Here is a 26,268-nt window from a genome sequence, read left to right on the forward strand (position 1 = left end):
CCATTATTTTGGCTAGGATCAGAGTCAAAGATTGTGGTTAAAGAATAGAAAAAATAAATGTAACTCTGAATATGCAGCTGCAGAGGAAGGGCGTGAAGCACCGATTTATTTAATAGATTGTTATGCTCAAGAAAATTATCAAAGAGTTAGATTTATAAAAAATTATAAATAATTTAAAAATAGAAAAGCAGCTATTTTTTAGCTGCTTTTTTCTTTTACCCTTCCAAAACTTCTTCCAGCAACTCCTCACTCGGTGCAAAGTAATATGCGCCATCCAGCGGAGTTACGAAGTGCAGCAGGCGGTCATGAATCCCATCACCAGACGTACCAAACATACGTTCTAACATAGCATCAATAATTTTTAGATCTTTGGTATATGCAATAAAGAATAAACCCTGGTCACCACGTCCGTCACCATAAGGTAGAGAATGACGCAGAATTTCCATTTCTTCGCCTTCTTCATCTTCAACTACAGTACGTGCTACGTGCGCATTTTCAGGTTTGACTTCATCATCCAATTCAATAGATTCAAGCTTGGTGCGACCCATAACCTGTTCTTGAGTATCAACTTTTAGCTTTTTCCATTTTTCCAGGTTATGCGCATAACGCTGAGCAAAAATAAATGAACCATCTTGGAAAATACCTGAATTTTCACCTAATAATGCGACTTCAGCACGATTATCCGGGAATTGCGGATTTTCAGTTCCATCAATAAATCCCGTTATGTCACGACCATCAAAATAGCGGAAGCAAACCCGCTCATCCAGTACTTGAACCTGATCCTGAATGCCTTCAAAAAAAGCCTGACTGAGTGCAAAGCAGATATCAGCCCGAGCACTGGCAATATGAATCAGTACATCTGCTGGAACAACCGGCATTTCAAATGAACCATGAATGGGTTCAAGCTGTTTAAAACCTGCCGGACTTTGTGAATAAAGTCTTGACCAAAGCTCAGGACTGAAAGCCACTGCCGTTTTAATTTGTGCTTGAGGATGTTGCGTAATCAGACGATCACGTGAAGTAAACAGATGTTCAAGTTGTTCTTTTAATTTTTCAATACTCAAATCTTTAAGACGTAAAACAATAAAGCGAGCATGATCTGAAGGGAGTGGCAAGATTACCGATTGGGCTGTCATTCATGGCTCCTGTAAGGACAGATCCTGTTTATTAATGTACATATTGTGCCTGAAGCCAGACAGAGTGAATAGTCTGATGCTTTATATTTAAGCAGGTTTTTAGCCTGATTTTATTAGAAAATTCATATAATATTAGGTGGGTTTTTCTGAGTGAAATGTTCATGTCCTATCAAATGTGGTTTGCCTATATGCTAGCCTGTTGGGTGATTAGTGTGTCGCCGGGCGCAGGAGCGATTGCTTCCATGTCGAGTGGACTGAATTATGGTTTTCGGCATGGTTACTGGAATGCGCTGGGCCTACAACTGGCATTATTGGTACAGATTGCAGTGGTTGCGGCAGGCGTGGGAGTTTTGTTTGCGACAACCCCATGGGCATTTTTAGTGGTGAAATGGTTTGGTGTCGGCTATTTATTGTATTTGGCTATTTTGCAATGGAAAGCACCTGCACAATCTATCGAAATTAAACATGAATTGGCGCGAAAATCGAGAGGGAAACTGGTACTGCATGGTTTCTTGGTTAATATCACTAATCCTAAAGCCATCGTATTTTTACTGGCCGTCTTGCCGCAATTTCTGGATTTGTCCAAGCCGCAATGGATTCAGTATTTGATTATGGCTGCGACAATGGTGACGATTGATCTGATTGTGATGGCGGGTTATACCGGATTGGCTGCTAAAGTTTTAAGGCTGCTAAAATCACCGAAACAACAAAAAGTCATGAACCGGACTTTTGCCGGTTTATTTGCAGGCGCTGCATTTTTATTAAGTTTGGTGCATCAATAAAGAGTGTTTGCTCTCTCCTTAAAGGAGAGAGGCTGAATAGATCATTAGAAAATCATCATGATTTCACAGAAATATTAAGCCAGCTTTTTAAACTTCTGCACGCAGAAGATCAGTGCAAATAGCACCGCCATGGTCAGTACAATAGTTAAACCTGTCGAAGTATTGAGACCGGCACTCGACCATAGGCCAACTGTCACCCCAATTTGCGCAATCACGAATGCCCAGATCACCATTTGTTTGGGTGAGTGTGCAAGTAATCGTGCAGTCAGGGCAGGGATCACCAATAAGGCCCCCATCAAGAGTGAACCCACTGCTTTTAGGGCGAGCACGGTAAAGAGCGCCAGCAACAACATGAAGATCAGGCGTTGCCATTTGGCATTCACGCCTTCACTGACCGCCATGTCCGGATCAATCGCGATTTGAATCTGCGCTTGCCAGCTTTTATAGAGGACGGCTAAGGCCAGAATAATCACAATAGCAAAGGTGGGTAAGTCCGCCCAAGAAATCGTCAGTAGATCACCAAATAGATAGCTGAGAAGTTCCGGTCTTAAACTCGGTAAATGTTGAATGAACAATAATCCCGAGCAAAGCAGTGTTGCTGAACACAGTGCCAGCAGGGCATCATTCGGCAGGCGCGGATCATGCAGTATCCACAAAATCCCTACCAATAATAAGGCAATAAAAGTGACTCCCATCCAGAGAGGTAAACTTAAAGCTCCTGCGATCGCAACACCGAGTAAAGTACCGTGTGCCATGGTGTCGGCAAAAAATGACATACGTCGCCAGAGCATGAGACAGCCCAATGGGGCAGTCAGAAATACCAATAGCGTACCCATGATCCATGCAGGTAAAAGGAGTTGTAACCAATCCATCATGGTTTAAGCTTCCGGCTCGGGGTGAATATGAGGGCGCGTATCATGCTGACACGGCGTAGCAGAATCGCCATGCGCACAATGATCATGATGATGCTGATAAAACACCCGGTTGGTGCCAAAGATTGCCTGATATTCTGGATGCTGCTGTACGCTTTCCGGCAGACCGCTACAACAAATATGCTTATTTAGACACACCACCCGAGTCGTCCCTTGCATCACCCATTGCAGGTCATGTGACACCATTAATACGGCACAGCCATATTTTTCCGGCAAGTTACGCACATATTCATACAGTTCAGCTTCGGATTGAATGTCCAGACCTTGCATCGGTTCATCCAGTACCAGAATATCGGGTTGGCGTAATAAGGCCCGTGCCAAGAGCACCCGCTGCCGCTCACCGCCTGAAAGTTGCTGAACTTTGGAATCTTGCAGTTTACTAATGCCAGTATCGCGAATAATTTCAGTTTTGATTTTGGATGGACATTTTTCCAGCGCCAGTAAATCTTTGACCCGCAGCGGCAAGCTATGCGATGGATTGAATTTTTGCGGCACATAAGAGAATTTCAGTTTACGTGCAGTTTTGATCTCACCGGATTGCGGTTTTAAAATGCCAAGCATGACTTTAATTAAAGTCGACTTGCCTGCACCATTCGGGCCAATCAGCGTCACAATCTCTTTTTCTTGCAATGAAAAATCAATGGCTTTTAAAATATCACGCTCATCAATCTTGACCCAGATCTGGGAGAGCTGAATCAGGGGGGAGGCACTTAAGCTTTGTTGCGACACTGCTGACAGATTCCTGAAATTTCAATAATGCTGTGATGTGCGCTAAAGTCATCCGAGCTTGCAAGTGCATCAAGTTGGTCAAGCAGACCTTGCGCTGATGCTTCTGTCACCGCTTTACATTCGGTACAGATTAAAAAAGCCGCCTGATGCCCTTCACGTGGATGGCAACAAGGAATATAGGCATTGATCGAGGTCAGGCGGTGAATCAGCCCTTTACCCAATAAAAAATCCAGAGTTCGGTATACCGTAGGTGGCGCCGCAGGACGATCACTGGCATTTTTCATTTGTGCCAGTAAATCATAAGCCCCCATCGGGCCAGTCGCATTTAAAATGAGTTCCAGCACTTCTTTACGCAAAGGGGTAAGGCGTGCGCCTGTTGCTGCACAAAGACTTTCCGCTTCAGCAAGACGTTGTGCGACATTGGGATGGTCGTGCACGCCGTGCAATGCGTTGTGGTGTTCGTGCGAACAAGAACCCATAGTTCACCTCAAGTGCGAAACTGAAAATTAATAGATTTCAAATCTTAACATGAAGCGTTCAGAGTTTCGATTGGGCATAGGTATTTTTGTATTTTTGTTATATTATAACACTTACTAATTTTCTCGTTTTTAAGTGATTTCTACTCATGTTCCGTCTCCTTGCAATGGGTCTTTTGGCTTTGTTCAGCACACTCAGTTGGTCACAAAGTCTGGTGGTCTCGACTCAGCCGATCTATCTGATTGCCAAGAAAATTACCCAGGGCGTGGAACAGCCGACTTTATTACTGGCCAATCAGAGCGGACATGATGTCAGTCTGACCCCGGCACATCGTAAAATCATTCAGGATGCCGGTCTGGTGATCTGGTTGGGTCAGGCGCATGAAGCACCGCTGGCCAAAGTGCTGAATGACAGTCATAAAGGTATCGCTATTTTGGAATCCGGTATTTTGACCACATTGCCGATGCGTAACCCGCGTGGTGAGGCCTTAAAAAATACGGTAGATACGCATGTCTGGCTCGATCCAAACAATGCCGTAAGGATTGGCTTCTTTATTGCGGCGCTGCGTTCGCAACAATTGCCGGAGAACCGTGAACTGTACTGGAAAAATGCACGCGACTTTGCGCAAAGCATGTTTGCGACGGCCCAGCGTTATAGCTCCAGCACTAAAGCCAAAGCTTACTGGTCGTATCATGATGCCTATCAATATCTGGAACGTCCCTTGAATCTGAAGTTCATGGGCGCACTGACCGATGATCCACATGTTTCGCCAACCGTAGCCCAAATCAAGTTTTTACAGGATCATCGTCCACAGCGCAAAATGTGTCTGCTGGCCGAAGGTCATGCCAGTGAAAACCAGTACCGCAAACTCAATCCGGTACTGTTCCAGCATGTCGATGAAAGCATGAGCGGGGCAGGGGACTTTGTGCAGGCTTGGCAGCAATTGGCTACAGAAACCCAGAAATGTGTACTAAATGCACGCTAATGATTTAAAAAATAGACAGATTTTGATTAGTTTAACAGCAGTGACCCGATTTAAAAAAACACGACTAAGGTCGGGAAAAGATTGCATGTTCAGGGGTGTAACTCTATAATGCCTGCGATTAAAAATAATCACCTGTTAAACTTGTCAAGCATGATTGCTGTGAGTGAATAAATAATGAGCCGAACTAGTCGCTTGATTGACCGACGATTAGCGAAAGCTTTGGTCCTCCTGCAAGCCTGTATGATCCCTGTTTCAGCCTTGATCGGCTGGGTCGTGAAAGACTCAACCGCAGCCTTGAGTGCAGCATTAGGTGCACTGGTATGTTGGCTCGCGACTTGTTATTTTTCGTGGCAATCGTTTCGAGCAGCAGGAGCCCGCGCGTCTAAACAAGTTCTTTCGAACATGTATAAAGGCTTGATGGGAAAGTTTGCCATTGTGATTGTTGGTTTCATTTTAATTTTAAGCAATGTTAAACCGTTGTCAGCGGTGGCGTTGTTTTGTGGTTTTATACTTGTTCAAGCCATGTCGTGGGTCGCTCCGTTTTGGGCGTCACGTCTACAAAAATGAGTATAAGCACAACAAGAAATTGAAAAGTTTTTCAGGAGCAGGCGAGATATCAAGCAGCACGCGATATTCGTTTGTTCTATTAGTTTTTTGACATTGACCAGGTGTGATTTATGGCTGCTGAAGAACATGCCCTTACTTCGACCGAGTATATCAAGCATCACTTGACCAACATGACCTATGGCAAAATGCCGGACGGTACGTGGAAATTGGCCGAGAGCGGTGCTGAAGCTCAACAGATGGGGTTCACTGCTATTCACTTGGATTCAATGGGTTGGTCTATCGGACTGGGTCTGATTTTCTGTTTGTTGTTCTGGTTGGTTGCGAAAGCGGCTAATGCTGGTGTTCCTACCAAGTTCCAGTCTGCAATTGAAATGATTATCGAGTTTGTAGATTCAAGTGTACGTGATACCTTCCACGGGAAGTCTCGATTAATTGCACCCTTAGCATTAACCATTTTCGTGTGGATTTTCCTCATGAACTTGATGGATTTGATCCCTGTTGACTTTATTCCTTATGTAGCTCAACACGCGATTGCTTCTATGCTGGGTGTAGACCCTCATCAGGTTTACTTTAAAATTGTTCCGACTACAGATCCAAACATTACCCTCGGTATGTCTATTTCTGTATTCTTCTTAATTATTTTCTATAGTATTCGTGAGAAAGGTGTTGGCGGCTTCGTTGGTGAGTTAGCACTGAACCCATTTAACCCAAGTAATCCAGTTGCTAAAGTGCTTTTAATTCCATTCAACTTATTGTTGGAATTGACTACTTTCTTGGCGCGACCAGTTTCATTGGCTCTACGACTGTTCGGTAACATGTATGCGGGTGAGTTAATCTTCATTCTTATCGCGTTATTACCGTTCTGGATCCAGTGGGCGTTGTCTGTGCCTTGGGCGATTTTCCACATTTTGATTATTACGCTACAAGCATTCATTTTCATGATGTTGACTATCGTGTACATGAGTATGGCAAGCGAAAAGCATTAATGGTATTGCCTAACTATCAACGGATGGTTGGGCACACAATTTTTTAACTTAATTTGGTATAAAACCTAACCTCTGAGGAATTATCATGGAACTCACTTTAGGTCTAGTTGCAATTGCATCTGCTATCTTGATCGCTTTCGGTGCTTTAGGTACTGCGATTGGTTTTGGTCTTCTAGGCGGCCGTTTCCTTGAAGCTGTAGCTCGTCAACCAGAATTGGCTCCACAACTTCAAACTCGTATGTTCTTAATCGCGGGTCTTCTTGATGCTGTGCCTATGATCGGTGTTGGTATTGGCTTGTTCTTCATCTTCGCTAATCCATTTGTAGGTTAATCAGCTTAATTCCGAAATTCACTATTTGAGGAATTTGCAATGAATATCAACCTCACATTGTTTGGCCAAGCGATTGCGTTTGCGATTTTCGTCGCATTCTGCATGAAGTTTGTATGGCCACCACTAATCAATGCGATTAGTGAACGTCAGCGTAAAATCGCTGATGGCTTAAATGCTGCTGAAAAAGCGAAGGCTGACCTTGCAGATGCGCAAGCACAAGTGAAAGCTGAGTTAGACGCGGCAAAAGCACAAGCGGCTCAATTGATCGAACAAGCGAACCGTCGTGGTGCACAATTGATCGAAGAAGCGCGTACCCAAGCTGCGGCTGAAGGTGAGCGTATTCGTCAACAGGCTAAAGAAGCTGTTGATACTGAAATCAATGCTGCTCGCGAAGAATTGCGTCAACAAGTGGCTGCTCTTGCAGTAACTGGTGCTGAGAAAATTCTTAGCCAGCAAGTTGATGCAGAAGCTCACAATGCCATGCTGACTCAGCTGGCTGCTAAACTTTAAGAGAGGCGGATTATGGCTGAACTCTTGACGTTGGCACGCCCATACGCTAAAGCAGCATTTGCTTACGCTTCTGAGCAAAGTGCAACTGACTCTTGGTCAACAGCACTTGAATTGCTCAGTGCTGCGGTGCAAGACGAAGCATTTTCAGCTTATCTAAATCGCCCTGAGCTTACACCTGCTGAGCAGGTGGCTCTTTTTGCGAAAGTTTTAGGTGAAGACCAAACTGCAGCAGTGTCTAACTTCCTGACATTGCTTGCAGAGAATAACCGTTTGGTTCTTCTTCCTGAGATTGCAGCAGAATATGAGCAGCTTAAATCACAGAATAACAATACTGTGGATGTAGTGATTGAATCTGCATTCCCATTAACTTCAGTACAAGAACAATTACTTGCGCATGCATTAGAGAAGAAATTCGAAGCTGCCGTAAATGTTTCTGTAGAAGTTAACCCAGCGCTGATTGCTGGTGTAGTTATTCGTGCAGGCGACCAAGTGATAGATGATTCTGCGCTTAACAAGCTTGAAAAAATGCGTACTCGTCTTCTTGCTTAATTGCATTTAGAAGACTGAACTTTAAAAAGATTGAGGTATAGCGCAATGCAACAACTGAATCCATCCGAGATCAGTGCGCTCATTAAACAGCGTATCGGCGATCTGGACACCAGCGCAACCGCTAAGAACGAAGGAACCATTGTTATGGTTTCCGACGGTATTGTGCGTATTCACGGCTTAGCTGACGCTATGTACGGTGAAATGATCGAATTCGACGGCGGCCTTTACGGTATGGCACTGAACCTAGAACAGGATTCAGTGGGCGTCGTTGTTTTAGGTAACTACTTAAGCCTTCAAGAAGGTCAAAAAGCGCGTTGCACAGGTCGTGTATTAGAAGTTCCGGTTGGTCCAGAACTTTTAGGCCGTGTAGTAGATGCTTTGGGTAACCCGATTGATGGTAAAGGCCCTATTGATGCAAAATTAACTGATGCTGTTGAAAAAGTAGCACCAGGCGTAATTTGGCGTCAATCAGTGGATCAACCTGTACAAACTGGTTATAAATCAGTAGATACAATGATCCCTGTAGGCCGTGGTCAACGTGAGTTGATCATTGGTGACCGTCAAACTGGTAAAACAGCAATGGCGATCGACGCGATCATCGCTCAGAAAAACTCTGGCATTAAATGTGTATACGTAGCAATCGGTCAAAAACAATCGACTATCGCTAACGTTGTGCGCAAGCTAGAAGAAACTGGCGCTATGGCGTATACAACTGTTGTAGCAGCAGCTGCAGCTGATCCAGCAGCAATGCTGTATCTAGCTCCGTACTCTGGCTGTACAATGGGCGAATACTTCCGTGACCGCGGTGAAGATGCGTTAATCATTTATGATGACTTGTCTAAGCAAGCTGTTGCTTACCGTCAAATTTCATTGCTTTTACGCCGTCCACCAGGTCGTGAAGCGTATCCAGGTGACGTGTTCTATCTACACTCGCGTCTACTTGAACGTGCTTCTCGTGTATCTGCTGACTACGTTGAGAAATTCACTAACGGTGAAGTTAAAGGCCAAACTGGTTCATTAACTGCATTGCCGATTATTGAAACTCAAGCGGGTGACGTATCTGCATTCGTACCAACCAACGTAATTTCGATTACTGATGGTCAGATCTTCCTTGAAACATCATTATTCAACGCAGGTATTCGTCCTGCTGTGAACGCGGGTATCTCTGTATCTCGTGTTGGTGGTTCAGCGCAAACCAAGATCATCAAGAAATTGTCTGGTGGTATCCGTACTGCTTTGGCGCAATACCGTGAATTGGCAGCATTTGCTCAGTTCGCTTCTGATCTTGACGAAGCAACTCGTAAGCAACTTGAACATGGTCAACGTGTAACTGAGTTAATGAAGCAAAAACAATATGCTCCATACTCAATTGCTGACCAAGCTGTTTCAATTTATGCATCTAACGAAGGCTACATGGCTGACGTAGACGTTAAGAAAATCGTAGACTTTGATGCTGCGTTAATTTCTTACTTCCGTTCAGAACATGCTGCGTTAATGCAACAAATCGATGCCTCTGGTGATTACAACAAAGACATCGAAGCTGCAATCAAAGCAGGTATTGAAAGCTTTAAAGCGACTCAAACTTACTAATTTCAACCTCTGTTGAATTTAGTGTCGGTTTGGTTCACGGAATCAACCTTCGGAAGCTCGCAAGGGCTTTCGAATACTAGGTTAAGCGTATGGCAAATTTAAAAGAAATTCGCGCCAAAGTAGCTAGTATCAAGAGCACGCAGAAGATTACTCGAGCGATGCAAATGGTAGCAGCTTCTAAGATGCGTCGTGCGCAAGAGCGCATGGCTCAAGGCCGTCCGTATGCCGAAAATATGCACCGTGTAATTGCTCATTTGGTCCAAGCGAACCCTGAATACAAACATCGTTATATGGTTGAACGCCCGGTTAAGCGCGTTGGCTATATCATTGTGTCTTCAGATCGTGGCCTTGCTGGTGGTTTGAACATTAACCTGTTCAAGAAAGTGGTTAAACACGTTCAACAGCAACAAGAGCAGTCAATTGAAGTTCAATTTGCTTTAATTGGTCAAAAAGCGGTTTCGTTTTTTAAAAACTACGGCGGTAAAGTGCTTGGTGCGACGACGCAAGTCGGCGATGCTCCAAGTCTTGAGCAGTTATCTGGTTCTGTACAGGTGATGTTGGATGCTTATGATAAAGGCGAGTTAGATCGTATTTATCTAGTGTCAAACGGCTTTGTCAATGCCATGACTCAAAATCAAAAGATCGAACAACTTGTTCCTTTGGCTGCTGCTGAAGAAGACAAGAATCTGAACCGTCAATACGGTTGGGATTATATCTACGAGCCTGAAGCTGAAGAGCTTTTAAATGGCTTGTTGGTTCGCTATATCGAGTCTGTGGTGTATCAAGGTGTGATTGAAAACATCGCATGTGAGCAGTCTGCACGTATGGTCGCTATGAAAGCAGCGACAGACAACGCAGGCGAGATCATTAAGAGCCTGCAACTTATTTATAACAAGCTGCGTCAAGCCGCGATTACTCAGGAAATTTCTGAGATCGTTGGTGGTGCCGCTGCCGTTTAACATTATTTTGAATTGAGGAGACAGCAATGAATAGCGGTCGTATCATTCAGATCATCGGCGCGGTTATCGACGTCGAGTTTGAACGCAACAGCGTTCCTAAGATCTATGACGCTCTCCAAGTAGATGGTACTGAAACTACTTTAGAAGTTCAGCAACAGCTTGGTGATGGCGTAGTTCGTACTATTGCAATGGGTTCTACTGAAGGCCTTAAGCGTGGTTTGAACGTAACTAACACTAACGCGCCGATTTCTGTACCAGTAGGTACAGCGACTCTAGGCCGTATCATGGACGTTCTTGGTCGCCCGATCGACGAAGCTGGTCCTGTTGCGACTGAAGCGCGTTTACCAATTCACCGTCAAGCGCCTTCTTATGCAGAACAAGCGGCTTCTACTGACCTTTTAGAAACTGGTATTAAAGTCATTGACTTACTTTGCCCGTTTGCGAAAGGTGGTAAAGTTGGTCTGTTCGGTGGTGCCGGTGTTGGTAAAACTGTAAACATGATGGAGTTGATCAACAACATCGCGAAAGCTCACTCAGGTTTATCTGTGTTTGCTGGTGTTGGTGAGCGTACTCGTGAAGGTAACGACTTCTATCACGAAATGAAAGATTCTAACGTTCTAGACAAAGTAGCAATGGTCTACGGTCAGATGAACGAGCCACCGGGTAACCGTTTACGCGTAGCGTTGACTGGTCTTACTATGGCTGAATATTTCCGTGACGAGAAAGACGAAAACGGTAAAGGCCGTGACGTACTATTGTTCGTAGATAACATCTATCGTTATACACTAGCGGGTACTGAAGTATCAGCACTTCTAGGTCGTATGCCATCTGCAGTAGGTTACCAGCCTACACTTGCAGAAGAGATGGGTGTTCTTCAAGAACGTATTACATCGACTAAGTCTGGTTCTATTACGTCAATCCAAGCGGTATACGTACCTGCCGATGACTTAACAGATCCATCGCCTGCTACAACGTTTGCTCACTTAGACGCAACTGTTGTATTGAGCCGTGACATCGCATCTTCTGGTATTTACCCAGCGATCGATCCACTAGACTCAACTTCACGCCAGTTAGATCCGTTAGTTGTTGGTCAAGAGCATTATGAAATTGCACGTTCTGTACAGAACGTATTGCAACGTTATAAAGAGCTTAAAGACATCATCGCGATTCTTGGTATGGACGAGCTTGCTGAAGAAGATAAACTGGTTGTTTACCGTGCGCGTAAAATCCAGCGTTTCTTCTCTCAACCGTTCCACGTAGCTGAAGTATTTACTGGTGCTCCTGGTAAATTAGTATCTCTTAAAGAAACGATTCGTGGCTTTAAAGGTCTTCTAGCTGGTGAATACGATCACATCCCAGAACAAGCGTTCTACATGGTTGGTGGTATTGACGAAGTTATTGCTAAAGCCGAGAAACTTTAATTAGCTACTCTAATTTAGGAGATTCTCATGGCGACTATGCAATGTGATGTTGTAAGTGTTCAGGAGTCTTTGTACTCAGGCACTATAACTATGCTAATTGCAAAAGGTGCTGGCGGTGAGTTGGGTATTATGCCTGGCCATGCTCCGTTGGTAACTTTGCTCCAACCTGGCGCGATCCGCGTTATTTTGGAAAACGGTACAGAAGAGTTGATCTATGTATCTGGTGGTGTTCTAGAAGTTCAACCGCATGTTGTTACGGTTCTTGCAGATACTGCAGTCCGTGCAGAAAACTTAGATGAAGCAGCTATTGTTGAAGCGCGTAAACACGCTGAAGCATTGCTTGCGAATCAAAAGAGCGATTTGGACTCTGCTGCTGCTTTGGCTGCTCTTGCAGAAACTGCTGCACAGTTGGAAACGATCCGCAAAATCAAAAACCGCGCTCAATAAGAGACGGTTTGAGATTGAAAAAACCACCCGAAAGGGTGGTTTTTTTTGGTTCATAGGTTCTTATCATGTTTGTTTTTATATATGTGTTCATAAAAAAGATTAAGTCTTTTTCTCTGCTATAATTATTGCCAGAACCAGATGTAGCTACTACGTACAAAAAACCAAACTTTTCTAATTCAGATGCTGAAAAGTTACATTCATTATTCTTAAGGTGGTAATCCTTCTTGGATTTGTTCATTTCAAATGATAAGTAGGCTTTTTCTAACCCTTCTAATAAAAACGATGTAAATTGAGGAATAATATGAGCATATCTTAAAAAAGTTTCACGATTTATTTCTTTCGCATCATATAAAAGAGCTAAACGAGCGAGCATTTTAGATTGATGTATTAAATAGGCTTTATCTAAAGCATTGAGTAATTCACCACCTATTTCTAAGTTATTTTGATCCTTGAAGATTTTCAGTAATGTTCCTGATGCTAACTTTTCACCTTCTTTTATAAATTCCAGGATATTTTTCAGTTTTTGCTTTTCGTTATAGCTCCTAAAAACTTGATAAATAGCTAAACCTGATGATGCTATTGGAAAAGCTTTTAAAATTTCTTGAAAAATAGTATCAGTCGTTTCTAAAACTGTATTATCAAAATAGTTTTCTGCTGTTTGAATGATATTAGATTTTATTTGACTCATGATAAATTTTCTTTTTTCAAATATATAGATAATGTACTACACACCTGAAAATTTGAAATTTATATTTTTTAACATCACCTTAAAACAGCTGATTTAAATTATTTGTTTTAGCTTAGAATTTTTGCAAGTATTGATCTTGAGAGTGTTAGTTTTACATTTCCGATTCTTAAATAAATTTCATTTTGTACCACTTGATACAACTTTTACCCGCTCTCAGTAATGATTTGAACCAATCTGTAAACAGGCACCTACTATAAAAAAATCAATGATAAGTTAAATAATTCGAACGATTTCGCTTGTTAGAGCTTCATTTGACTGGGTTCAGAACAGGCAAAACTTATAATTGAAAAAGGGAAAATCATGGCTTATCAATCTATTAATCCATTTACCAATCAAAAATTGAAAGACTACCCATCCCATAACGATCAAGATATTCAAAATGCCCTCGATACTGCAGAACAAATCCTAAAGTCAGACTGGTCACAACAGGTCGATACCCGTATTGAAGTACTGCGAAAATTAGCCAGCAGTATGCGAGAGCAAAAGTCTGAACTAGCTAAGCTCATGACGCTGGATATGGGGAAACTGATCAAGCAGGGTGAAGGTGAAATCGAAACCTGTGCCAAAATCGCAGAATACTATGCTGATCATGCCAAAGAATTTTTAGCGCCCGTGTCCTATGAAACGGAACTGGGTGAAGCCTGGGTTGAGCATCATCCACTGGGTATTATCATGGCCGTCGAACCGTGGAATTTCCCATTTTATCAACTGATGCGGGTCTTTGCCCCGAACTGTGCCATTGGTAATCCGGTTCTGGCAAAACATGCTGGTATTGTGCCGCAATGTGCGGAAGCTTTTGAACAACTGATCTTGGATGCAGGCGCACCCAAAGGTGTCTGGACCAATCTGTTTATCAGCAGTGATCAGGTCGCTGAGGTGATTGCAGACAAGCGCGTGCGTGGTGTGGCACTCACAGGTTCAGAAGGTGCGGGTAGTGCAGTCGCTGAACAGGCCGGAAAACATCTTAAAAAATCTACACTGGAATTGGGTGGCAATGATGTATTCATCGTATTGGATGATGCAGATCTGGAACGCGCCATCAAGTTAGGCTGTCAGGCGCGGGTCAATAATGCCGGGCAGGTGTGTACGGCGGCGAAGCGATTTATCTTGCATGAAAAAATTGCCGAACAATTCAAAGCCGGCATGCTCAAAGCTTTTGAACAGTTAAAGCTGGGTGATCCGCTCGATCCTGAAACGACGTTAGGGCCGCTGTCTTCAAAAGACGCGCTAGAAAAACTTAGAAAGCAGGTCGAGAAGGCCGTAGCACAAGGTGCAACTGTGGTCACTGGTGGTAAGGCTGTAGACCATCAAGGCAATTTCTATGCACCAACCATTCTGGAAAATATCACGCGTGAAAATGAAGCCTGGTATGAAGAATTCTTTGGCCCGGTGGCGCAAATCTATGTGGCGAAGGATGATGATGAAATCGTCGAAATTGCCAATGATTCCAATTATGGCTTAGGTGGCGTGATCCATGCTCAGGATATCGAGCGGGCGAAAAAGTTGGCGTCACGGGTGGAAACTGGCATGATCTGGATCAACTGGTTTACCGACACCACGCCCGAATTGCCATTTGGCGGAATCAAAAATTCCGGTTATGGGCATGAACTGTCGATTGATGGTTTTAGAGAATTTGTGCAGAAGAAACTGGTCGTCGTCAAAAGCCCGAAAAAATAATACGATCTGATATCAAAGAAGCCACTATTCAGTGGCTTCTTTGTCTGGTTGGTCTGGATATTCTTCACGTTTGCCGCCTTCATAACTGGCGAAACGCGAGTATTCTGGTGGAAATGACGGTTCAGCACTTGGCCAAGGCCAGCCACCAAACTGGGTTTCACGATAACGGCGAAAAGCAGTCTCCAGCTCTTGCGCACTATTCAAAACAAAAGGCCCTGCATAGCCAACGGTGCACCGATCGGTTCACCTTCCAGCCATAAAATATGCGATTCCAGCAGCCCACCTTTGAGCTGAATATCTGCATCCGGTTTGAGTTCCAGTAGATGCTTCGGCGCTACCTTCTGTCCTTCCAGTTCCAGGCTTTTACCTTGATAAAAATAACAAAAACGCGTTGCAGTAGCAGTGCTGGCAGGAATGGTTAATTCTGCTTCCGGTTGTAAAGTGATTAAATAAATATTGAGTTGATTCTCTGGAATGGCTGCCCATGAATGTGGCGGACGATCCAGTGCCTGAGTCTGTTTAAACTGTCCTGAAATGACCCGAATATCCGCTTTACGTCCGGCCGCATCGGCTGAAAATACATGTGGAATTTGTTCACGCCACAACATTTTATAATCGGCCGGCTGCTTTTTCTGTTCCGGTGAGGAATTCAGCCAGATTTGAAACAGCTCCAGAGGATTGTCCTGATCCTGATGGATTAAGGGAAACATCTCGCAATGCTGTACCCCATTGCCGGTAGTCAGCCATTGCACATCACCCGCGCCATAACGTCCCGAGTTTCCCAGCGAGTCAAAATGATCGACATAACCGCGCTCGACAATGGTAATGGTTTCAAAGCCAGTATGCGGATGCTCCGGAAAACCGGGAATACTCTCGCCATAATACATGTCATATTCATGCTGCTGTGGCGGGGAAACTGGGCCTAATTCGGCATTGCCTTGTGGATAATGATCTTGATGATGAACGGTAAAAATAAAAGGATCTTTCAGATCAAGCCGGGATGTGACTGAAACCACAGAATACAGCACTGAATTCGACATGATTGAACTCCTGATGATCTGATTAGATGAAAATTCTTGATCTAAATATAATTTTTATAATCCATAACAGTGTATAGCCTGCAAGGCGATTGAGGAAGATGTGTTTCGATCAATCGCCTCAAAATGAGATTTTTAGGTATTTTAAGTATTGTCCTGATCAGTATTGTTCTCTGATTCCTGATCTGGATTCTGGATCAGCAAGCCGGCCAGTTTGATCATTTCGGATTGCACATTAACCATCTGTGATTCAATCTTTTTCAAGTTTACTTGGCTAAAATCTACCTGACCGTTTAAAAGAGGAGAAGCCAGAACTTGCTGATTGGCGGTCATGATGTTGTCACGAATCTGGTCAATTTCCTGGCTTTTCAAGTTCAGGTTGCCCAGCACCTGATTAAAACTGCTGAGTTGCTGTTGAAGCTGAGTCGCAGTGGACTGCAGTTGCTGGGTATCCTTGGCTTCGACCGCCGTTTGCAGTTCGGTCTGGGTCTGTTTTAACTGTTCCACATAACTGCCGGCCTTGAGCTGCAAGTCGGCTACATCACGAACCATATAAAACATATTGCCCGATTTAAGCTCGGTTTGCGCTGTTGAGCTCTGTTGCTGAGAGGCTGGTTCCAGATCGGACGTCGTGGTATCTGCCTGTTCAGCCGGTGCTTCGACGGCCTGTTCACAACCCATTAATAAAATTCCAGAGCTAAATAATGCGAAAGGAAGGACAGCATTGGCAAGAATCTTGGACATGGAATCAGGGTCTCGATACAGGTGATGGAATTTTATTAGTATCTAATATAAGGACAAACTATGGAGATAAAAAAGATTGTTGCAAACTCATAACAATTCTTTTGGGTTGCGAACGTTGCTCTATTCAAAAACAAGAAAAAGATTATTAAAAGCTGGTAAAGAAGTACTTTGTTCTCACCGAATTGGCTTGTTTGGCCTGCAATCACTTTGAAAATGTTTTAGGTGAATTTTAATGCAATTAAATAATCATTTTTAAATAAAAAAAATAAGTATCTACCAAGAAAATAGATACTTATTTCAAGCTTGATGCTTATGAGAATAATCGAGAATTATTTTGCAAGTTCTGCATTCACTGCATCGACAATCCGTGGATCATCTGCAGTAATATCTGGAGCAAAACGTGCCACTACTTCACCATTTTTATTGATCAGGAATTTTTCAAAGTTCCAGAGCACTTCTGGTGGCTGATTTGGGGTTAAACCATAATCGACCAGATCTTTCCACCAAGGGCCTTCACCGATACGTTCCGGTACAGCCTGCGTAAGGGTGGCATATAAAGGATGCTTGTCTTCACCCGCGACAGAGATTTTAGCAAATAGCGGGAAGTCGACTTTATAATTCACTGAACAGAATTCCTGAATCTCGGCTTCGCTACCTGGTTCCTGTTCCAAAAAGTTATTGGCAGGGAAGCCCAGAATTTCCAGACCTTCTGTTTTTTTGTCCTGATACAGTTTTTGTAAGCCTTCATATTGCGGCGTCAGGCCACATTTAGATGCGACGTTAACCACCAGCAAAACCTTACCCTGGTACTGGTTTAAAGTGGTTTCTGTTCCTTGAATAGTTTTTACTGGAATGTCATATACAGAGCGAGTCATTAGATTTCCTGTTTATTGCGACTGAACGGTATTTGTTTTAACGGGTATTCGCTTTCAGTACAAGTAGCAACAGGTGAGCTCAGTTACTTAAAGCTGCAAATTGCCTCAATATTATGTGAAAAATCTATTATGCTAGGATGCGCGAATAGGCATAGCTTAATAACAAGACCAGCGACTCATGGATGAAAGTATGACACAGCAACAAAAGGCAGTCTGGTGGGCCATGGCCTTACCACTGGCCGCAGTTTTGATTTGGTCTCTGAATATGACGGTTACCCGTTATGTGGCAGATTATATTTCTCCCATCAGTATTAGTTTCTACCGCTGGGCCTTGGCCTTACTGATTTTAACTCCATTCATGTTGTCCAAAGTCAAAGCCGCCTGGCCGGAAATTCGTCCATATCTCGGACATTTTGCTGTTTTGAGTGCGCTGGGAATGGTGCTGTATCAGGGACTGGCCTATAGCTCGGCACACTACACTACTGCGACCAATATGGGCCTGATCAATGCCTTTATTCCAATTTTTACCATTATCGTGGGTATTTTTGTTTTAAAGATTCGCCCGACACAGGCTGCAGTGCTAGGGAGTCTTCTGTCCTTTATTGGCTTGATGTATGTCATGGCGCAAGGGCAGGGTCTGCAGTTCTTAAGCGTAGGTGAAAGCTATATTGGCGATCTGTTGATGTTGATCGCAGTATTTTTCTATGCCTGTTATGGCGTGTTTCTGAAGAAATGGCAGATTCAGATTCCACTCTTAGTGAGCCTGTATATCCAGATTTTTATGGCCTTTCTCTATCATATTCCTTTGGTATTGATTTTAGGTCTGGACAGCATCAATCACGCTAATGCAGCCAGTATTATCTATGCCGGAATTTTCCCTTCTATTGCCGCGCCGTTATTCTGGATGATGGCTGTGCAGCAACTTGGTCCCAATCGCAGTAGTATTTTTATGAACCTGATGCCGATCTTTACCGCGGTAGTCGCATATTTGTGGTTAGGTGAAGCCTGGACCATGTATCACAGTATCGGCGGTGGCATCATTTTACTCGGAATCCTCTGGGCTCAATATCCCGGAAGATCTGCTTAATCAGGAATTAAAAGGGCTGATTAAGAATTTTGTCTGATTAAATATTGATCTTTTGAACAATTTTTTTTAATTGAAATCCCCTTTTAAATGCTAATTTTCAAATGCTAAAACAAATAGAAAAATATCGTTTTATTTTAAAAAGAGAATAGAAAGAGCAAGATATTTTGAATATTGGTCAAAAATTGTTTGCTATTAATAGAAAATATGTATTGTTTGATTGTTTTATTGTACTTGTCGTTGTATTCAGTTTCTTTCATAATGCGCCCATCGAGAAGGATCAAGCAAGAAAATCCTTGTTTTATCAGACTCCCAGAGATTTTATGAACCCTCTGGATGTGATTTATGCACATCCTTTTTTATGCTCAGCCATCCCTATATGGCTGAGCTTTTTTTTGTCTTAAAACTTTAGTCGGGCTTGAGTGTCCCGACTAAATCAGACAGGACTCAGTCACGAATAACTACACCAGTCACTGCATCAATGATCCGGCTTGGTTGCTGACTTAAACCGAGGTCACCATTTAGATAATTCAGGTTCTGGTCAAAATAGCGGATCGCATCCTGCAGTGAGCGGGCAGGTTCCATGCCGGCAGGGTTGGCACTGGTAGAAACGATAAAACCGCCAAAGGCCTGACACAATGCTACACAGAGCGGATGGTTGGTGACGCGGACTGCAACTTTGGGATGCTTGCCCTTAATCCAGCCAGGAATCTCCTGATGGGCAGGAAGCAGCCAGGTGGTCGCACGCTCAGCAGGCCTGTCATTGCTCCAGGATTCAATCACTTTTTCACGCATTTCTTCGCTTAAATCCTGCAGCAGATGTTCTACCTGTGAAAGATGAGCTGCCAACAAAATTACACCTTTCTCAATCGGGCGCTGCTTCAAGGTCAAAATCTGATGAAATGCCTGTTCATTGTAGGGGTCGCAACCCAAGCCCCAAACAGCCTCTGTGGGATATGCCAAGACTTGTCCGTCTTTAAGCCATGCTGCTGCTTCGGCAACAGAGGTAGTGATCATGTGGATACCTTATATCAAACAACAAAGCGCTATTGTGAACCTTATTTAAGAATCCGACAACGTAGATACAGGCCGGCTTGCTGGGTGCAAAAACCGAGTAATTCCAGTTCCATCAGTTGACTGGTCAAGGCAGATACTTCTTGCTGCACCTGCGTTCCCAGCTGATCCAGAGTCTGTCCCACCCAGTCCAGCTGGTTATATAGACTAAGAAGATGTGGTGGGATCTGTTGTGATTCTGCTGCAGCGACTTCCAGTTTGGGAGTATTTTCCAAAGCCTGCCATTGCGTCGCCAGTGCCAGTTCTTCGATGACCTGCTGCGGGTGATCAATCAGAATTGCACCTTCACGAATCAGTTGGTGGCAGCCCTGATGATGCTCGCTGTAAATATGTCCCGGAATGGCGAATGTGGTCTTGCCTTGTTCCGCTGCCCATTGTGCGGTCAGCAATGAACCGCTTTTCAAGGCGGCTTCTGCCACAATCACCCCGAGGCTTAAGCCACTGACAATTCGGTTACGCCGTGGAAAATGCTGCTGTAAGGGGGGAGTAAATGGCAAAAACTCAGTAATGACCGTACCTCCATGTTCGATGATTTGCTGACGTAGTGTTTGATGGGCGGCAGGGTAGGTCTGTTCAATGCCTGTGCCCATCACTGCAATCGTTCGCCGATGTTGTAATGCGGCCTGATGTGCTGCTTCATCAATCCCTTGTGCCAGGCCACTATTAATATAAAAACCCTGTTCACTCAAATAAAAAGCAAAGTCATAAGCGACTTGCCGGCCGTGCAGACTTGGCTTGCGACTCCCCACAATCGCGATTTGCGGTTGCAGCAATTGATCTGCATACCCTTGCCCGAACAGGATTGGCGGCTTATGCGCATAATGGCTCAATTGCTGTGGATATTCGGCATCTGTATGTAAAAGCACAAAGTCACTGTGCAACTGGATCTGCTCAAGACTGCGCTGAAAATGGAGCTGCGACTCACTTGACTGGAAATCTTGCAGGCGCTGAATGTGGTTTTTATGAATGCCCAACTTACGCCAGGTTTCGGTTTGAGAACCATCAATTGCATGGGCGAGGTCTGCATAATGCTGACTGATTTTATAAAAGCTGCTGAGGGAGTGTTGCAGTAAATACCACAGCGTAATGGCATGGATTTGCGCTGTCGACAATGTATTCAACATGGTGAGACCTATTTCGGTGTCTTCTTATTATGGGTATGAGTTCAAACAGGAGGGATGATGCCGATCAATCCACATCATCCCGTTTAAAAGCTTAGTCTTCTAATAGTGGCGGCTGAATGTTGGCACCAACCTTGATTGGTAATTCACTTTCCAGCACATAAGCGTAGCTCAATTGATCGAAGGTTTTAAATACCATGACCTGACCAATACGCTCGCCTGGCAATTGCACACGTTCTTTAGTCTTCGGATCAGTGACCACTTCACCTTTTTGATTCACACTAAAGACATGACCTGTCTGAACCCCATGTGCCGTACCACGGTCAATGGTGACAACACTATGACGTGCCGCGGTACCAATTGATCCCAATACACGCACAATCTGGCCACCGGCAGCAATGTTTTCCGCATTGGTCGGATAGAACAGGGTTGGTAACATTGGATCGTATTCAGGGAGTACACGGTCACCGCGACGTACTTCAGCATTGTAACTATCTGTCAGTTCAAGTGTGGTGACATCACCTTCGCCACGAACTGCAATACCAGATGCCACCTGTTGCAGCTCCAGTGCAGCCGTATATTTCTTGCCGTTTGCATCCGTAAATACATACGGTTCCGCTTCACGATACACCGCATAGCGTTGGCCAACTACCAGACCGTGACCACGTGCATAAACTTTCTGGCCTTTGCCAGCCAGTACGCGCTGATCTGCAGTTCCGAGAATGTAGGGTGTGCCCTGAACTGAATCAGGTGCCAGAAGGGTATAGCGTTCCAGCCACTGCTTGATATGCTCAAGCGGAATCACTGGAATGGTATTATTTAAAGATTCAACCCGAATCTGGGGTTGCAGAGAAGTACTGCCAAGATAGCGGCTGATAATACCTTCACAACCATCACCTTCGTCTTTACCAATAATTGGACGGCCCTGGTAATCGCACATTAACAGGCGGTCACCCGGGAAAATCCAGTGTGGATTTTTCACGTGCTTATTGCTGGCCCAGATTTCCGGCCAACGTACCGGATTTTTCAGGAAACGTTTCGAGATGTCCCAAAGCGTATCGCCTTTTTTCACCACATAAACGTTCGGTGCATTGGCTTTTAATGCCGGTGGATTGACGTTGCGTGCAGGTGCTGCCTCGGCAGAATGAATGGTCCCCATACTGACGCCTACACAAACGGCAAGTGCCAGCATCTGATTTTTAAACCCCAAGGCACTAAAAAATGGCATGCCCTTCAAAACCTTTTTCATTATCATAATTCCTAAAATTATGTGCGTAGTTGCGTTATAATAACGATCTTACACACATTTTTTTGATGAAGCATTCCCTTCATTTGGTTTTTTGATCAATGGCATAATTGAGGACGCAGTATGGCCTTATTACCTATTTTAAGTTTCCCGGATCCCCGTCTTCGTACCATTGCACAACCTGTCGAAGAAGTGACTGATGAAATTCGTCAGCTCGCTGCGGATATGTTTGAAACCATGTATGAAGCACCAGGTATCGGACTTGCCGCGACTCAGGTGGATCGTCATATTCAGCTGATTGTTATGGATCTGTCTGAAAATAAAGATCAACCGATGGTGTTTATTAACCCCAAAATCACACCATTGACTGAAGAAACGCAGCCCTACGAAGAAGGCTGTCTATCAGTTCCTCAAATATACGATAAAGTTGATCGTCCGTCACGCGTAAAAATCGAGGCAATTAATCTGGAAGGTCAAGCATTTGAGCTCGATGCTGACGGACTTCTCGCTGTGTGTATCCAACATGAAATGGATCACTTAAATGGCAAATTATTTGTCGATTATTTATCGCCATTAAAACGTCAACGTGCACGTGAAAAAGTGGAAAAACTGGTTCGCCAGCGTAATAAAGACAAGGTGGCAGTGAAACGCTAGGATCATTTTAAAGTTTATTTAAATGGTCTAGCAAAGCCCAATTCTGATTGGGCTTTGTTATAATCAACATAAGCATGTTTTAGGAATAGCCTGTGTTTTTACGCGCGGGGCTGCTATTTGCATTTGCAGCTGTGTTTCTACAGATTGCTGTATTTTTACAGCCTTTGTTACCGAAGCAATATCAGGTTGCTCCGGTCTGTGAAACCATCACGCGTGCGCTTTTTATCGCGACAGATGCTCATGCGCAGCATAGCGCTGGCGAGCATAGTCACCTTATCCAATCTGATCATCTTCAACATGATCATCATGATGCCAATCATCAGTGTCAGTACTGTAAGGTTCATGCCAATTTAGTCTTACCGCCTGATCTGGACATCAAACAGGTTCTTGACCGGATTCATGTCCGTTTAATTGCCTATCAAAAAACCTTTAAGCATGTCTGGTTTGTCCTTCAGCAACTCTTCTTAATTCCTCAGGGGCGAGCGCCACCACTGCCTGCATAAATCTGCATTTTTCAGCTTGGGTTGGTATTGACTCAAGCCGTGCCTAATTTATGTATTTAGTGAGATAGAGAAATGGCTCAGCCTAAATTTTCTTTACAGCCACTTGCGGCTGCGATTTGTGTTGCTTGTTATTCACAAGTCAGCATGGCAAATGAAAGCCTTCCTGTGTACACTATGGCGCCGATTGTGGTGACCTCTGCTGCGGGTAATGATGCCAATGGCCTGATTGTCCGTGCTGATCCGAAACAGCCAATTCAGCCGATTCCTGCCAGCGATGGTGCCGATTATTTACAGAGTATTGTCGGCTTTAGTGCGGTGAATAGTGGTGCCGGTACCAATGGTGATGTAACCTTCCGTGGCATGTTTGGTTCCCGGATTAAAATCCTGACCGATGGCACCGAAAACCTGGGAGCCTGTCCAAGCCGTATGGATTCACCGACCTCTTATATTTCTCCAGAAAGCTATGACCAGATTTCAGTGATTAAAGGGCCACAAACGGTTCAATATGCCAATACTGGATCTGCCGCAACCGTAATTTTTGAACGTAGTCCGGAACAGTTTGATGAAGATAAAAACTATCGTGGTCAGACAAGCGTATTGATGGGTTCATTTGGTCGTCTGGATCAAAATATTGAAGTAGCAGCAGGGGATGACAAAAAATATATCCGCCTGAATAGCAACCGTTCTGTATCTGATAGCTATCAGGATGGAAGTGGTAATACTGTGCCATCAGACTGGGAGCGCTGGAATGCCGATCTGGCTTTGGGTCTCACGCCCAATGAAGATACCTGGGTTGAATTGACCGCAGGTAAAGCAGATGGTGAAGCCGTGTATGCGGGCCGGGCGATGGATGGCTCAAAATTTGCCAGAGAAAGCCTCGGTCTAAGATTTGAGAAGAAAAATGTTACTGATGTGATCAAGAAAGTTGAAGCCCAAGTGAACTATAATTTTAATGATCATGTGATGGATAACTTTAGTTTACGTGAGTTCCAGCCCACTCCGATGATGAATATGCCGATGGCAACCAACGTGGCACGTAAGACTTTAAATGCCCGGGTTGCGATGACACAGGAGTGGGATGATATCGAGCTGATTACGGGGATCGATACGCAGAATAATGAACATAGTATCCGTAAAGGCATGCATAACAGTTATAAAGGCAAAGCTCGCTCTATTGATATGGAGTTTCAGTCCTATGGCGGTTTTGGAGAGTTGAGTTATCAGCTGGGCGGAAATAATAAACTGGTATCCGGAGTGCGACTGGATCATGTTGAAGTTTTGGATCGACGTGCTGAATCTCTTCAGGCGGATTTGAATGTAGAGCGTAGTAAAACGTTGCCAAGTGCATTCTTACGTTTTGAAAATACCCATCCTGAACATGATGATGGTAAAACTTATATCGGTTTAGGTTATGTCGAGCGCATGCCGGATTACTGGGAGTTATTTAGTCCAAAATCAGGCAATGGTGATCCAAATACCTTTAATAATATCGATACAGAAAAAACCTTACAGCTTGATCTGGGTTATCAGCATGCGCATGGTCAGTTTAGTTCATGGGCATCAGCGTACGCAGGTTTGATTAATGATTATGTGTTAACAACCTATAAATCTGCTGGCATGATGGGAATGTTGGATGCGCATAGCCGCAATGTCGACGCTACCATCGCAGGTGCAGAAGCAGGGATGGGTTATCAGTTTACCGATGCTATTCAAGCTGATGTCAGTGCCATGTATGCATGGGGTGAAAACACCACTGATAATACGCCGTTGCCACAGATTGCACCTTTAGAAGCTCGGGTGAATTTACGTTATGTCCAGGATAATTATACGTTGGGTGCTTACTGGCGTTTGGTCGATGGTCAAAACCGAATTAGTGAGCGTGAAGGAAATATCGTTGGTTATGATGTTCAGAAAAGTGCAGGCTTTGGCACACTGTCTTTAAATGGCACATATCACATTGCGGATGGTGTTGATCTTTCTGTGGGGGTCGATAACGTTTTAGATAAAACCTATACCGAACATTTAAACAAAATGGGTAATGCGGGTGTCGGCTTGTCTACAACAGAGCAATTTAACAATATTGGCCGAAATTATTGGGCACGTGTCAGTATGAAATTCTAATTGTTGCTTAATATTCCAAAAGCCATTGCTCAATAGCGATGGCTTTTTTAATTTTTAGGGTTGCAATCAAGTTTTTCATATTTAAATCGGGCCTATGTATCTTGGAAGAAGACTGGATAAAACAAGTTTTGTGTATATAAACGCCAGGTTGATGAAGAATCAAACAAGAATAGAATGTGAATTGAACGACATAAGTCATGTGATAAATACTTTTATAATTTAAATTCAAATAAAACAATATCTTATTGATTTAGTGGGTAGGTTTTGTTGAAGGTGCTCAATAAAATTCAAAAATAATGAAAATAAATTAACTATATATAACAATTACTTGTATTTTTATTGGTTTGAAAAATAAACACACGAAAAAAAATCTTTGCAAGAAGTGTTGCAAGGGCTCTGAAATGCTGTAGAATGCACATCCATCGGCGGTGATGAAGATTAAAACTTCTGATAAAACAGTGACTTAGTTAAGTTTGATTGAGTTAGGTTTTAGAAAGAAAGTTTAAAAATAGTTTTCATTACTGGTTGACTTTCTAGAGATAGAGAGTAATATAGCCGACCTAGCTTGCTGGTGACGAATTAGCAAGAAGATCATTAAGAGATTATGAAGAACAACTTGTGTGGATTTTTACTGGTTGATCGATCGAAATTATTTTCATTGATTGATGGTAGAAATTACTCGAAGTTTATTTGAGAAATATTTGTCAGAAAATTGATGAGCCAAGATTGGCACCCTTTAAGGTGCTACATAGTATTAAACTGAAGAGTTTGATCATGGCTCAGATTGAACGCTGGCGGCAGGCTTAACACATGCAAGTCGAGCGGGGAAAGGTAGCTTGCTACCTGACCTAGCGGCGGACGGGTGAGTAATGCTTAGGAATCTGCCTATTAGTGGGGGACAACATCTCGAAAGGGATGCTAATACCGCATACGTCCTACGGGAGAAAGCAGGGGACCTTCGGGCCTTGCGCTAATAGATGAGC

General features: G+C 43.7%; 27 protein-coding genes, 1 rRNA gene and 1 pseudogene. 18 read left to right on the forward strand and 11 right to left on the reverse strand.

What is annotated here, in order from left to right:
* The first annotated feature begins 31 nt into the window (after positions 1-31).
* The gene (locus BFN00_RS16325; protein WP_082180538.1) at positions 32-172 is read left to right on the forward strand and encodes a hypothetical protein; all 141 of its coding nucleotides are present in this window, start codon (positions 32-34) and stop codon (positions 170-172) included.
* A 43-nt stretch (positions 173-215) separates the two neighbouring features.
* Here BFN00_RS16325 and BFN00_RS00725 read toward each other — a convergent pair whose 3' ends face one another.
* On the reverse strand, positions 216-1,136 hold the full coding sequence (locus BFN00_RS00725; protein ID WP_071850165.1) for a Dyp-type peroxidase: 921 nt from the start codon (positions 1,134-1,136) through the stop codon (positions 216-218).
* 161 nt (positions 1,137-1,297) lie between these two features.
* Here BFN00_RS00725 and BFN00_RS00730 point away from each other — a divergent pair, with 161 nt between their 5' ends.
* Entirely contained in the window at positions 1,298-1,918 is a 621-nt protein-coding gene (locus BFN00_RS00730; RefSeq protein ID WP_071850166.1) for a LysE family transporter, read from the forward strand.
* 74 nt (positions 1,919-1,992) lie between these two features.
* Here BFN00_RS00730 and znuB read toward each other — a convergent pair whose 3' ends face one another.
* From znuB to BFN00_RS00745, 3 genes are read right to left on the reverse strand one after another with little or no spacing between them, the layout of a single operon-like run.
* Positions 1,993-2,793, reverse strand: coding sequence for a zinc ABC transporter permease subunit ZnuB (gene znuB, locus BFN00_RS00735; protein WP_071850167.1), 801 nt, complete (start codon positions 2,791-2,793; stop codon positions 1,993-1,995).
* Positions 2,794-2,796: 3 nt separating this feature from the next.
* Complete coding sequence (gene znuC / locus BFN00_RS00740) at positions 2,797-3,579, reverse strand: zinc ABC transporter ATP-binding protein ZnuC (protein ID WP_005173813.1); 783 nt, start codon at positions 3,577-3,579, stop codon at positions 2,797-2,799.
* Positions 3,561-4,058 carry a transcriptional repressor gene (locus BFN00_RS00745; protein WP_005173814.1) on the reverse strand — a complete coding sequence of 166 codons (498 nt, stop codon included), beginning with the start codon at positions 4,056-4,058 and terminating at the stop codon, positions 3,561-3,563. The genes znuC and BFN00_RS00745 overlap by 19 nt, the downstream gene beginning before the upstream one ends.
* 146 nt (positions 4,059-4,204) lie before the next feature.
* Here BFN00_RS00745 and BFN00_RS00750 point away from each other — a divergent pair, with 146 nt between their 5' ends.
* The 10 genes from BFN00_RS00750 (at position 4,205) to BFN00_RS00795 (ending at position 12,401) form a co-directional block, all read left to right on the forward strand.
* The gene (locus tag BFN00_RS00750; protein WP_071850168.1) at positions 4,205-5,041 is read left to right on the forward strand and encodes a metal ABC transporter solute-binding protein, Zn/Mn family; all 837 of its coding nucleotides are present in this window, start codon (positions 4,205-4,207) and stop codon (positions 5,039-5,041) included.
* A gap of 174 nt (positions 5,042-5,215) precedes the next feature.
* Entirely contained in the window at positions 5,216-5,608 is a 393-nt protein-coding gene (locus BFN00_RS00755) for an ATP synthase subunit I (protein WP_004280982.1), read from the forward strand.
* A gap of 110 nt (positions 5,609-5,718) precedes the next feature.
* Positions 5,719-6,594 carry a F0F1 ATP synthase subunit A gene (gene atpB / locus BFN00_RS00760; RefSeq protein ID WP_004644859.1) on the forward strand — a complete coding sequence of 292 codons (876 nt, stop codon included), beginning with the start codon at positions 5,719-5,721 and terminating at the stop codon, positions 6,592-6,594.
* Positions 6,595-6,679: 85 nt separating this feature from the next.
* A complete protein-coding gene (gene atpE, locus BFN00_RS00765) occupies positions 6,680-6,925 on the forward strand; it encodes a F0F1 ATP synthase subunit C (RefSeq protein WP_000424060.1) in 246 nt (81 codons plus the stop codon).
* A 39-nt stretch (positions 6,926-6,964) separates the two neighbouring features.
* A complete protein-coding gene (locus BFN00_RS00770) occupies positions 6,965-7,435 on the forward strand; it encodes a F0F1 ATP synthase subunit B (protein WP_004280990.1) in 471 nt (156 codons plus the stop codon).
* Positions 7,436-7,447: 12 nt separating this feature from the next.
* Positions 7,448-7,984 carry a F0F1 ATP synthase subunit delta gene (locus BFN00_RS00775; protein WP_004280992.1) on the forward strand — a complete coding sequence of 179 codons (537 nt, stop codon included), beginning with the start codon at positions 7,448-7,450 and terminating at the stop codon, positions 7,982-7,984.
* A 45-nt stretch (positions 7,985-8,029) separates the two neighbouring features.
* Positions 8,030-9,574, forward strand: a complete 1,545-nt coding sequence (atpA, locus tag BFN00_RS00780) for a F0F1 ATP synthase subunit alpha (protein ID WP_004644861.1) — start codon at positions 8,030-8,032, stop codon at positions 9,572-9,574.
* An 89-nt stretch (positions 9,575-9,663) separates the two neighbouring features.
* Complete coding sequence (gene atpG / locus BFN00_RS00785; protein ID WP_004644862.1) at positions 9,664-10,533, forward strand: F0F1 ATP synthase subunit gamma; 870 nt, start codon at positions 9,664-9,666, stop codon at positions 10,531-10,533.
* 26 nt (positions 10,534-10,559) lie between these two features.
* The gene (atpD, locus tag BFN00_RS00790; RefSeq protein WP_004644863.1) at positions 10,560-11,954 is read left to right on the forward strand and encodes a F0F1 ATP synthase subunit beta; all 1,395 of its coding nucleotides are present in this window, start codon (positions 10,560-10,562) and stop codon (positions 11,952-11,954) included.
* Positions 11,955-11,981: 27 nt separating this feature from the next.
* Positions 11,982-12,401, forward strand: coding sequence for a F0F1 ATP synthase subunit epsilon (locus BFN00_RS00795; protein ID WP_004644865.1), 420 nt, complete (start codon positions 11,982-11,984; stop codon positions 12,399-12,401).
* Here BFN00_RS00795 and BFN00_RS00800 read toward each other — a convergent pair.
* Entirely contained in the window at positions 12,382-13,089 is a 708-nt protein-coding gene (locus BFN00_RS00800; RefSeq protein WP_249449772.1) for a hypothetical protein, read from the reverse strand. The genes BFN00_RS00795 and BFN00_RS00800 overlap by 20 nt on opposite strands.
* A gap of 360 nt (positions 13,090-13,449) precedes the next feature.
* Here BFN00_RS00800 and BFN00_RS00805 point away from each other — a divergent pair, with 360 nt between their 5' ends.
* Entirely contained in the window at positions 13,450-14,826 is a 1,377-nt protein-coding gene (locus BFN00_RS00805) for an NAD-dependent succinate-semialdehyde dehydrogenase (protein ID WP_071850169.1), read from the forward strand.
* Between the two features lie 24 nt (positions 14,827-14,850).
* Here BFN00_RS00805 and BFN00_RS00810 read toward each other — a convergent pair.
* From BFN00_RS00810 to BFN00_RS00820, 3 genes and pseudogenes are all read right to left on the reverse strand, one after another.
* Positions 14,851-15,866: pseudogene (locus tag BFN00_RS00810) on the reverse strand (pirin family protein).
* Positions 15,867-16,007: 141 nt separating this feature from the next.
* On the reverse strand, positions 16,008-16,607 hold the full coding sequence (locus BFN00_RS00815) for a PM1805 family lipoprotein (RefSeq protein ID WP_071850170.1): 600 nt from the start codon (positions 16,605-16,607) through the stop codon (positions 16,008-16,010).
* A 329-nt stretch (positions 16,608-16,936) separates the two neighbouring features.
* Entirely contained in the window at positions 16,937-17,482 is a 546-nt protein-coding gene (locus tag BFN00_RS00820; protein ID WP_071850171.1) for a glutathione peroxidase, read from the reverse strand.
* A 190-nt stretch (positions 17,483-17,672) separates the two neighbouring features.
* Between BFN00_RS00820 and BFN00_RS00825 the strand changes: the two genes are divergently transcribed.
* Positions 17,673-18,569, forward strand: a complete 897-nt coding sequence (locus tag BFN00_RS00825; protein WP_071850177.1) for a DMT family transporter — start codon at positions 17,673-17,675, stop codon at positions 18,567-18,569.
* Positions 18,570-19,013: 444 nt separating this feature from the next.
* On the opposite strand, the gene tsaC is transcribed toward BFN00_RS00825, so the two are convergent.
* The 3 genes from tsaC to BFN00_RS00845 form a co-directional block, all read right to left on the reverse strand.
* Complete coding sequence (gene tsaC / locus BFN00_RS00835; RefSeq protein WP_071850173.1) at positions 19,014-19,583, reverse strand: L-threonylcarbamoyladenylate synthase type 1 TsaC; 570 nt, start codon at positions 19,581-19,583, stop codon at positions 19,014-19,016.
* Between the two features lie 41 nt (positions 19,584-19,624).
* Positions 19,625-20,764 (reverse strand): DNA-processing protein DprA, encoded by a 1,140-nt coding sequence (gene dprA, locus BFN00_RS00840; protein WP_071850174.1) that lies wholly within the window; start codon positions 20,762-20,764, stop codon positions 19,625-19,627.
* Between the two features lie 91 nt (positions 20,765-20,855).
* Positions 20,856-22,010: a LysM peptidoglycan-binding domain-containing protein gene (locus BFN00_RS00845; RefSeq protein WP_071850175.1), complete on the reverse strand. Its 1,155-nt coding sequence runs from the start codon at positions 22,008-22,010 to the stop codon at positions 20,856-20,858.
* 120 nt (positions 22,011-22,130) lie between these two features.
* On the opposite strand from BFN00_RS00845, the gene def reads away from it, so the two are divergent.
* The 4 genes from def to BFN00_RS00865 all read left to right on the forward strand — a co-directional run.
* On the forward strand, positions 22,131-22,661 hold the full coding sequence (def, locus tag BFN00_RS00850) for a peptide deformylase (protein WP_004644875.1): 531 nt from the start codon (positions 22,131-22,133) through the stop codon (positions 22,659-22,661).
* Positions 22,662-22,753: 92 nt separating this feature from the next.
* Positions 22,754-23,164 (forward strand): DUF2946 family protein, encoded by a 411-nt coding sequence (locus BFN00_RS00855; protein WP_004644876.1) that lies wholly within the window; start codon positions 22,754-22,756, stop codon positions 23,162-23,164.
* A 72-nt stretch (positions 23,165-23,236) separates the two neighbouring features.
* Positions 23,237-25,285 (forward strand): TonB-dependent copper receptor, encoded by a 2,049-nt coding sequence (locus BFN00_RS00860; protein ID WP_071850176.1) that lies wholly within the window; start codon positions 23,237-23,239, stop codon positions 25,283-25,285.
* Between the two features lie 756 nt (positions 25,286-26,041).
* A 16S ribosomal RNA gene (locus tag BFN00_RS00865) occupies positions 26,042-26,268 on the forward strand; the annotation flags it as partial.

It is taken from the genome of Acinetobacter sp. AR2-3 (assembly GCF_001878775.1).
Taxonomy (GTDB): Bacteria; Pseudomonadota; Gammaproteobacteria; order Pseudomonadales; family Moraxellaceae; genus Acinetobacter; species Acinetobacter lwoffii_D.

Excerpts from the sequence above, each read along its gene's own strand:
- BFN00_RS00725 (WP_071850165.1), bottom strand. The coding sequence starts at position 1,136 with ATGACAGCCCAATCGGTAATCTTGCCACTCCCTTCAGATCATGCTCGC.
- BFN00_RS00730 (WP_071850166.1), top strand. The coding sequence starts at position 1,298 with ATGTCCTATCAAATGTGGTTTGCCTATATGCTAGCCTGTTGGGTGATT.
- znuB (WP_071850167.1), bottom strand. The coding sequence starts at position 2,793 with ATGATGGATTGGTTACAACTCCTTTTACCTGCATGGATCATGGGTACG.
- BFN00_RS00745 (WP_005173814.1), bottom strand. The coding sequence starts at position 4,058 with ATGGGTTCTTGTTCGCACGAACACCACAACGCATTGCACGGCGTGCAC.
- BFN00_RS00750 (WP_071850168.1), top strand. The coding sequence starts at position 4,205 with ATGTTCCGTCTCCTTGCAATGGGTCTTTTGGCTTTGTTCAGCACACTC.
- BFN00_RS00755 (WP_004280982.1), top strand. The coding sequence starts at position 5,216 with ATGAGCCGAACTAGTCGCTTGATTGACCGACGATTAGCGAAAGCTTTG.
- atpB (WP_004644859.1), top strand. The coding sequence starts at position 5,719 with ATGGCTGCTGAAGAACATGCCCTTACTTCGACCGAGTATATCAAGCAT.
- atpE (WP_000424060.1), top strand. The coding sequence starts at position 6,680 with ATGGAACTCACTTTAGGTCTAGTTGCAATTGCATCTGCTATCTTGATC.
- BFN00_RS00770 (WP_004280990.1), top strand. The coding sequence starts at position 6,965 with ATGAATATCAACCTCACATTGTTTGGCCAAGCGATTGCGTTTGCGATT.
- BFN00_RS00775 (WP_004280992.1), top strand. The coding sequence starts at position 7,448 with ATGGCTGAACTCTTGACGTTGGCACGCCCATACGCTAAAGCAGCATTT.
- atpA (WP_004644861.1), top strand. The coding sequence starts at position 8,030 with ATGCAACAACTGAATCCATCCGAGATCAGTGCGCTCATTAAACAGCGT.
- atpG (WP_004644862.1), top strand. The coding sequence starts at position 9,664 with ATGGCAAATTTAAAAGAAATTCGCGCCAAAGTAGCTAGTATCAAGAGC.
- atpD (WP_004644863.1), top strand. The coding sequence starts at position 10,560 with ATGAATAGCGGTCGTATCATTCAGATCATCGGCGCGGTTATCGACGTC.
- BFN00_RS00795 (WP_004644865.1), top strand. The coding sequence starts at position 11,982 with ATGGCGACTATGCAATGTGATGTTGTAAGTGTTCAGGAGTCTTTGTAC.
- BFN00_RS00800 (WP_249449772.1), bottom strand. The coding sequence starts at position 13,089 with ATGAGTCAAATAAAATCTAATATCATTCAAACAGCAGAAAACTATTTT.
- BFN00_RS00805 (WP_071850169.1), top strand. The coding sequence starts at position 13,450 with ATGGCTTATCAATCTATTAATCCATTTACCAATCAAAAATTGAAAGAC.
- BFN00_RS00815 (WP_071850170.1), bottom strand. The coding sequence starts at position 16,607 with ATGTCCAAGATTCTTGCCAATGCTGTCCTTCCTTTCGCATTATTTAGC.
- BFN00_RS00820 (WP_071850171.1), bottom strand. The coding sequence starts at position 17,482 with ATGACTCGCTCTGTATATGACATTCCAGTAAAAACTATTCAAGGAACA.
- BFN00_RS00825 (WP_071850177.1), top strand. The coding sequence starts at position 17,673 with ATGACACAGCAACAAAAGGCAGTCTGGTGGGCCATGGCCTTACCACTG.
- tsaC (WP_071850173.1), bottom strand. The coding sequence starts at position 19,583 with ATGATCACTACCTCTGTTGCCGAAGCAGCAGCATGGCTTAAAGACGGA.
- dprA (WP_071850174.1), bottom strand. The coding sequence starts at position 20,764 with ATGTTGAATACATTGTCGACAGCGCAAATCCATGCCATTACGCTGTGG.
- BFN00_RS00845 (WP_071850175.1), bottom strand. The coding sequence starts at position 22,010 with ATGAAAAAGGTTTTGAAGGGCATGCCATTTTTTAGTGCCTTGGGGTTT.
- def (WP_004644875.1), top strand. The coding sequence starts at position 22,131 with ATGGCCTTATTACCTATTTTAAGTTTCCCGGATCCCCGTCTTCGTACC.
- BFN00_RS00860 (WP_071850176.1), top strand. The coding sequence starts at position 23,237 with ATGGCTCAGCCTAAATTTTCTTTACAGCCACTTGCGGCTGCGATTTGT.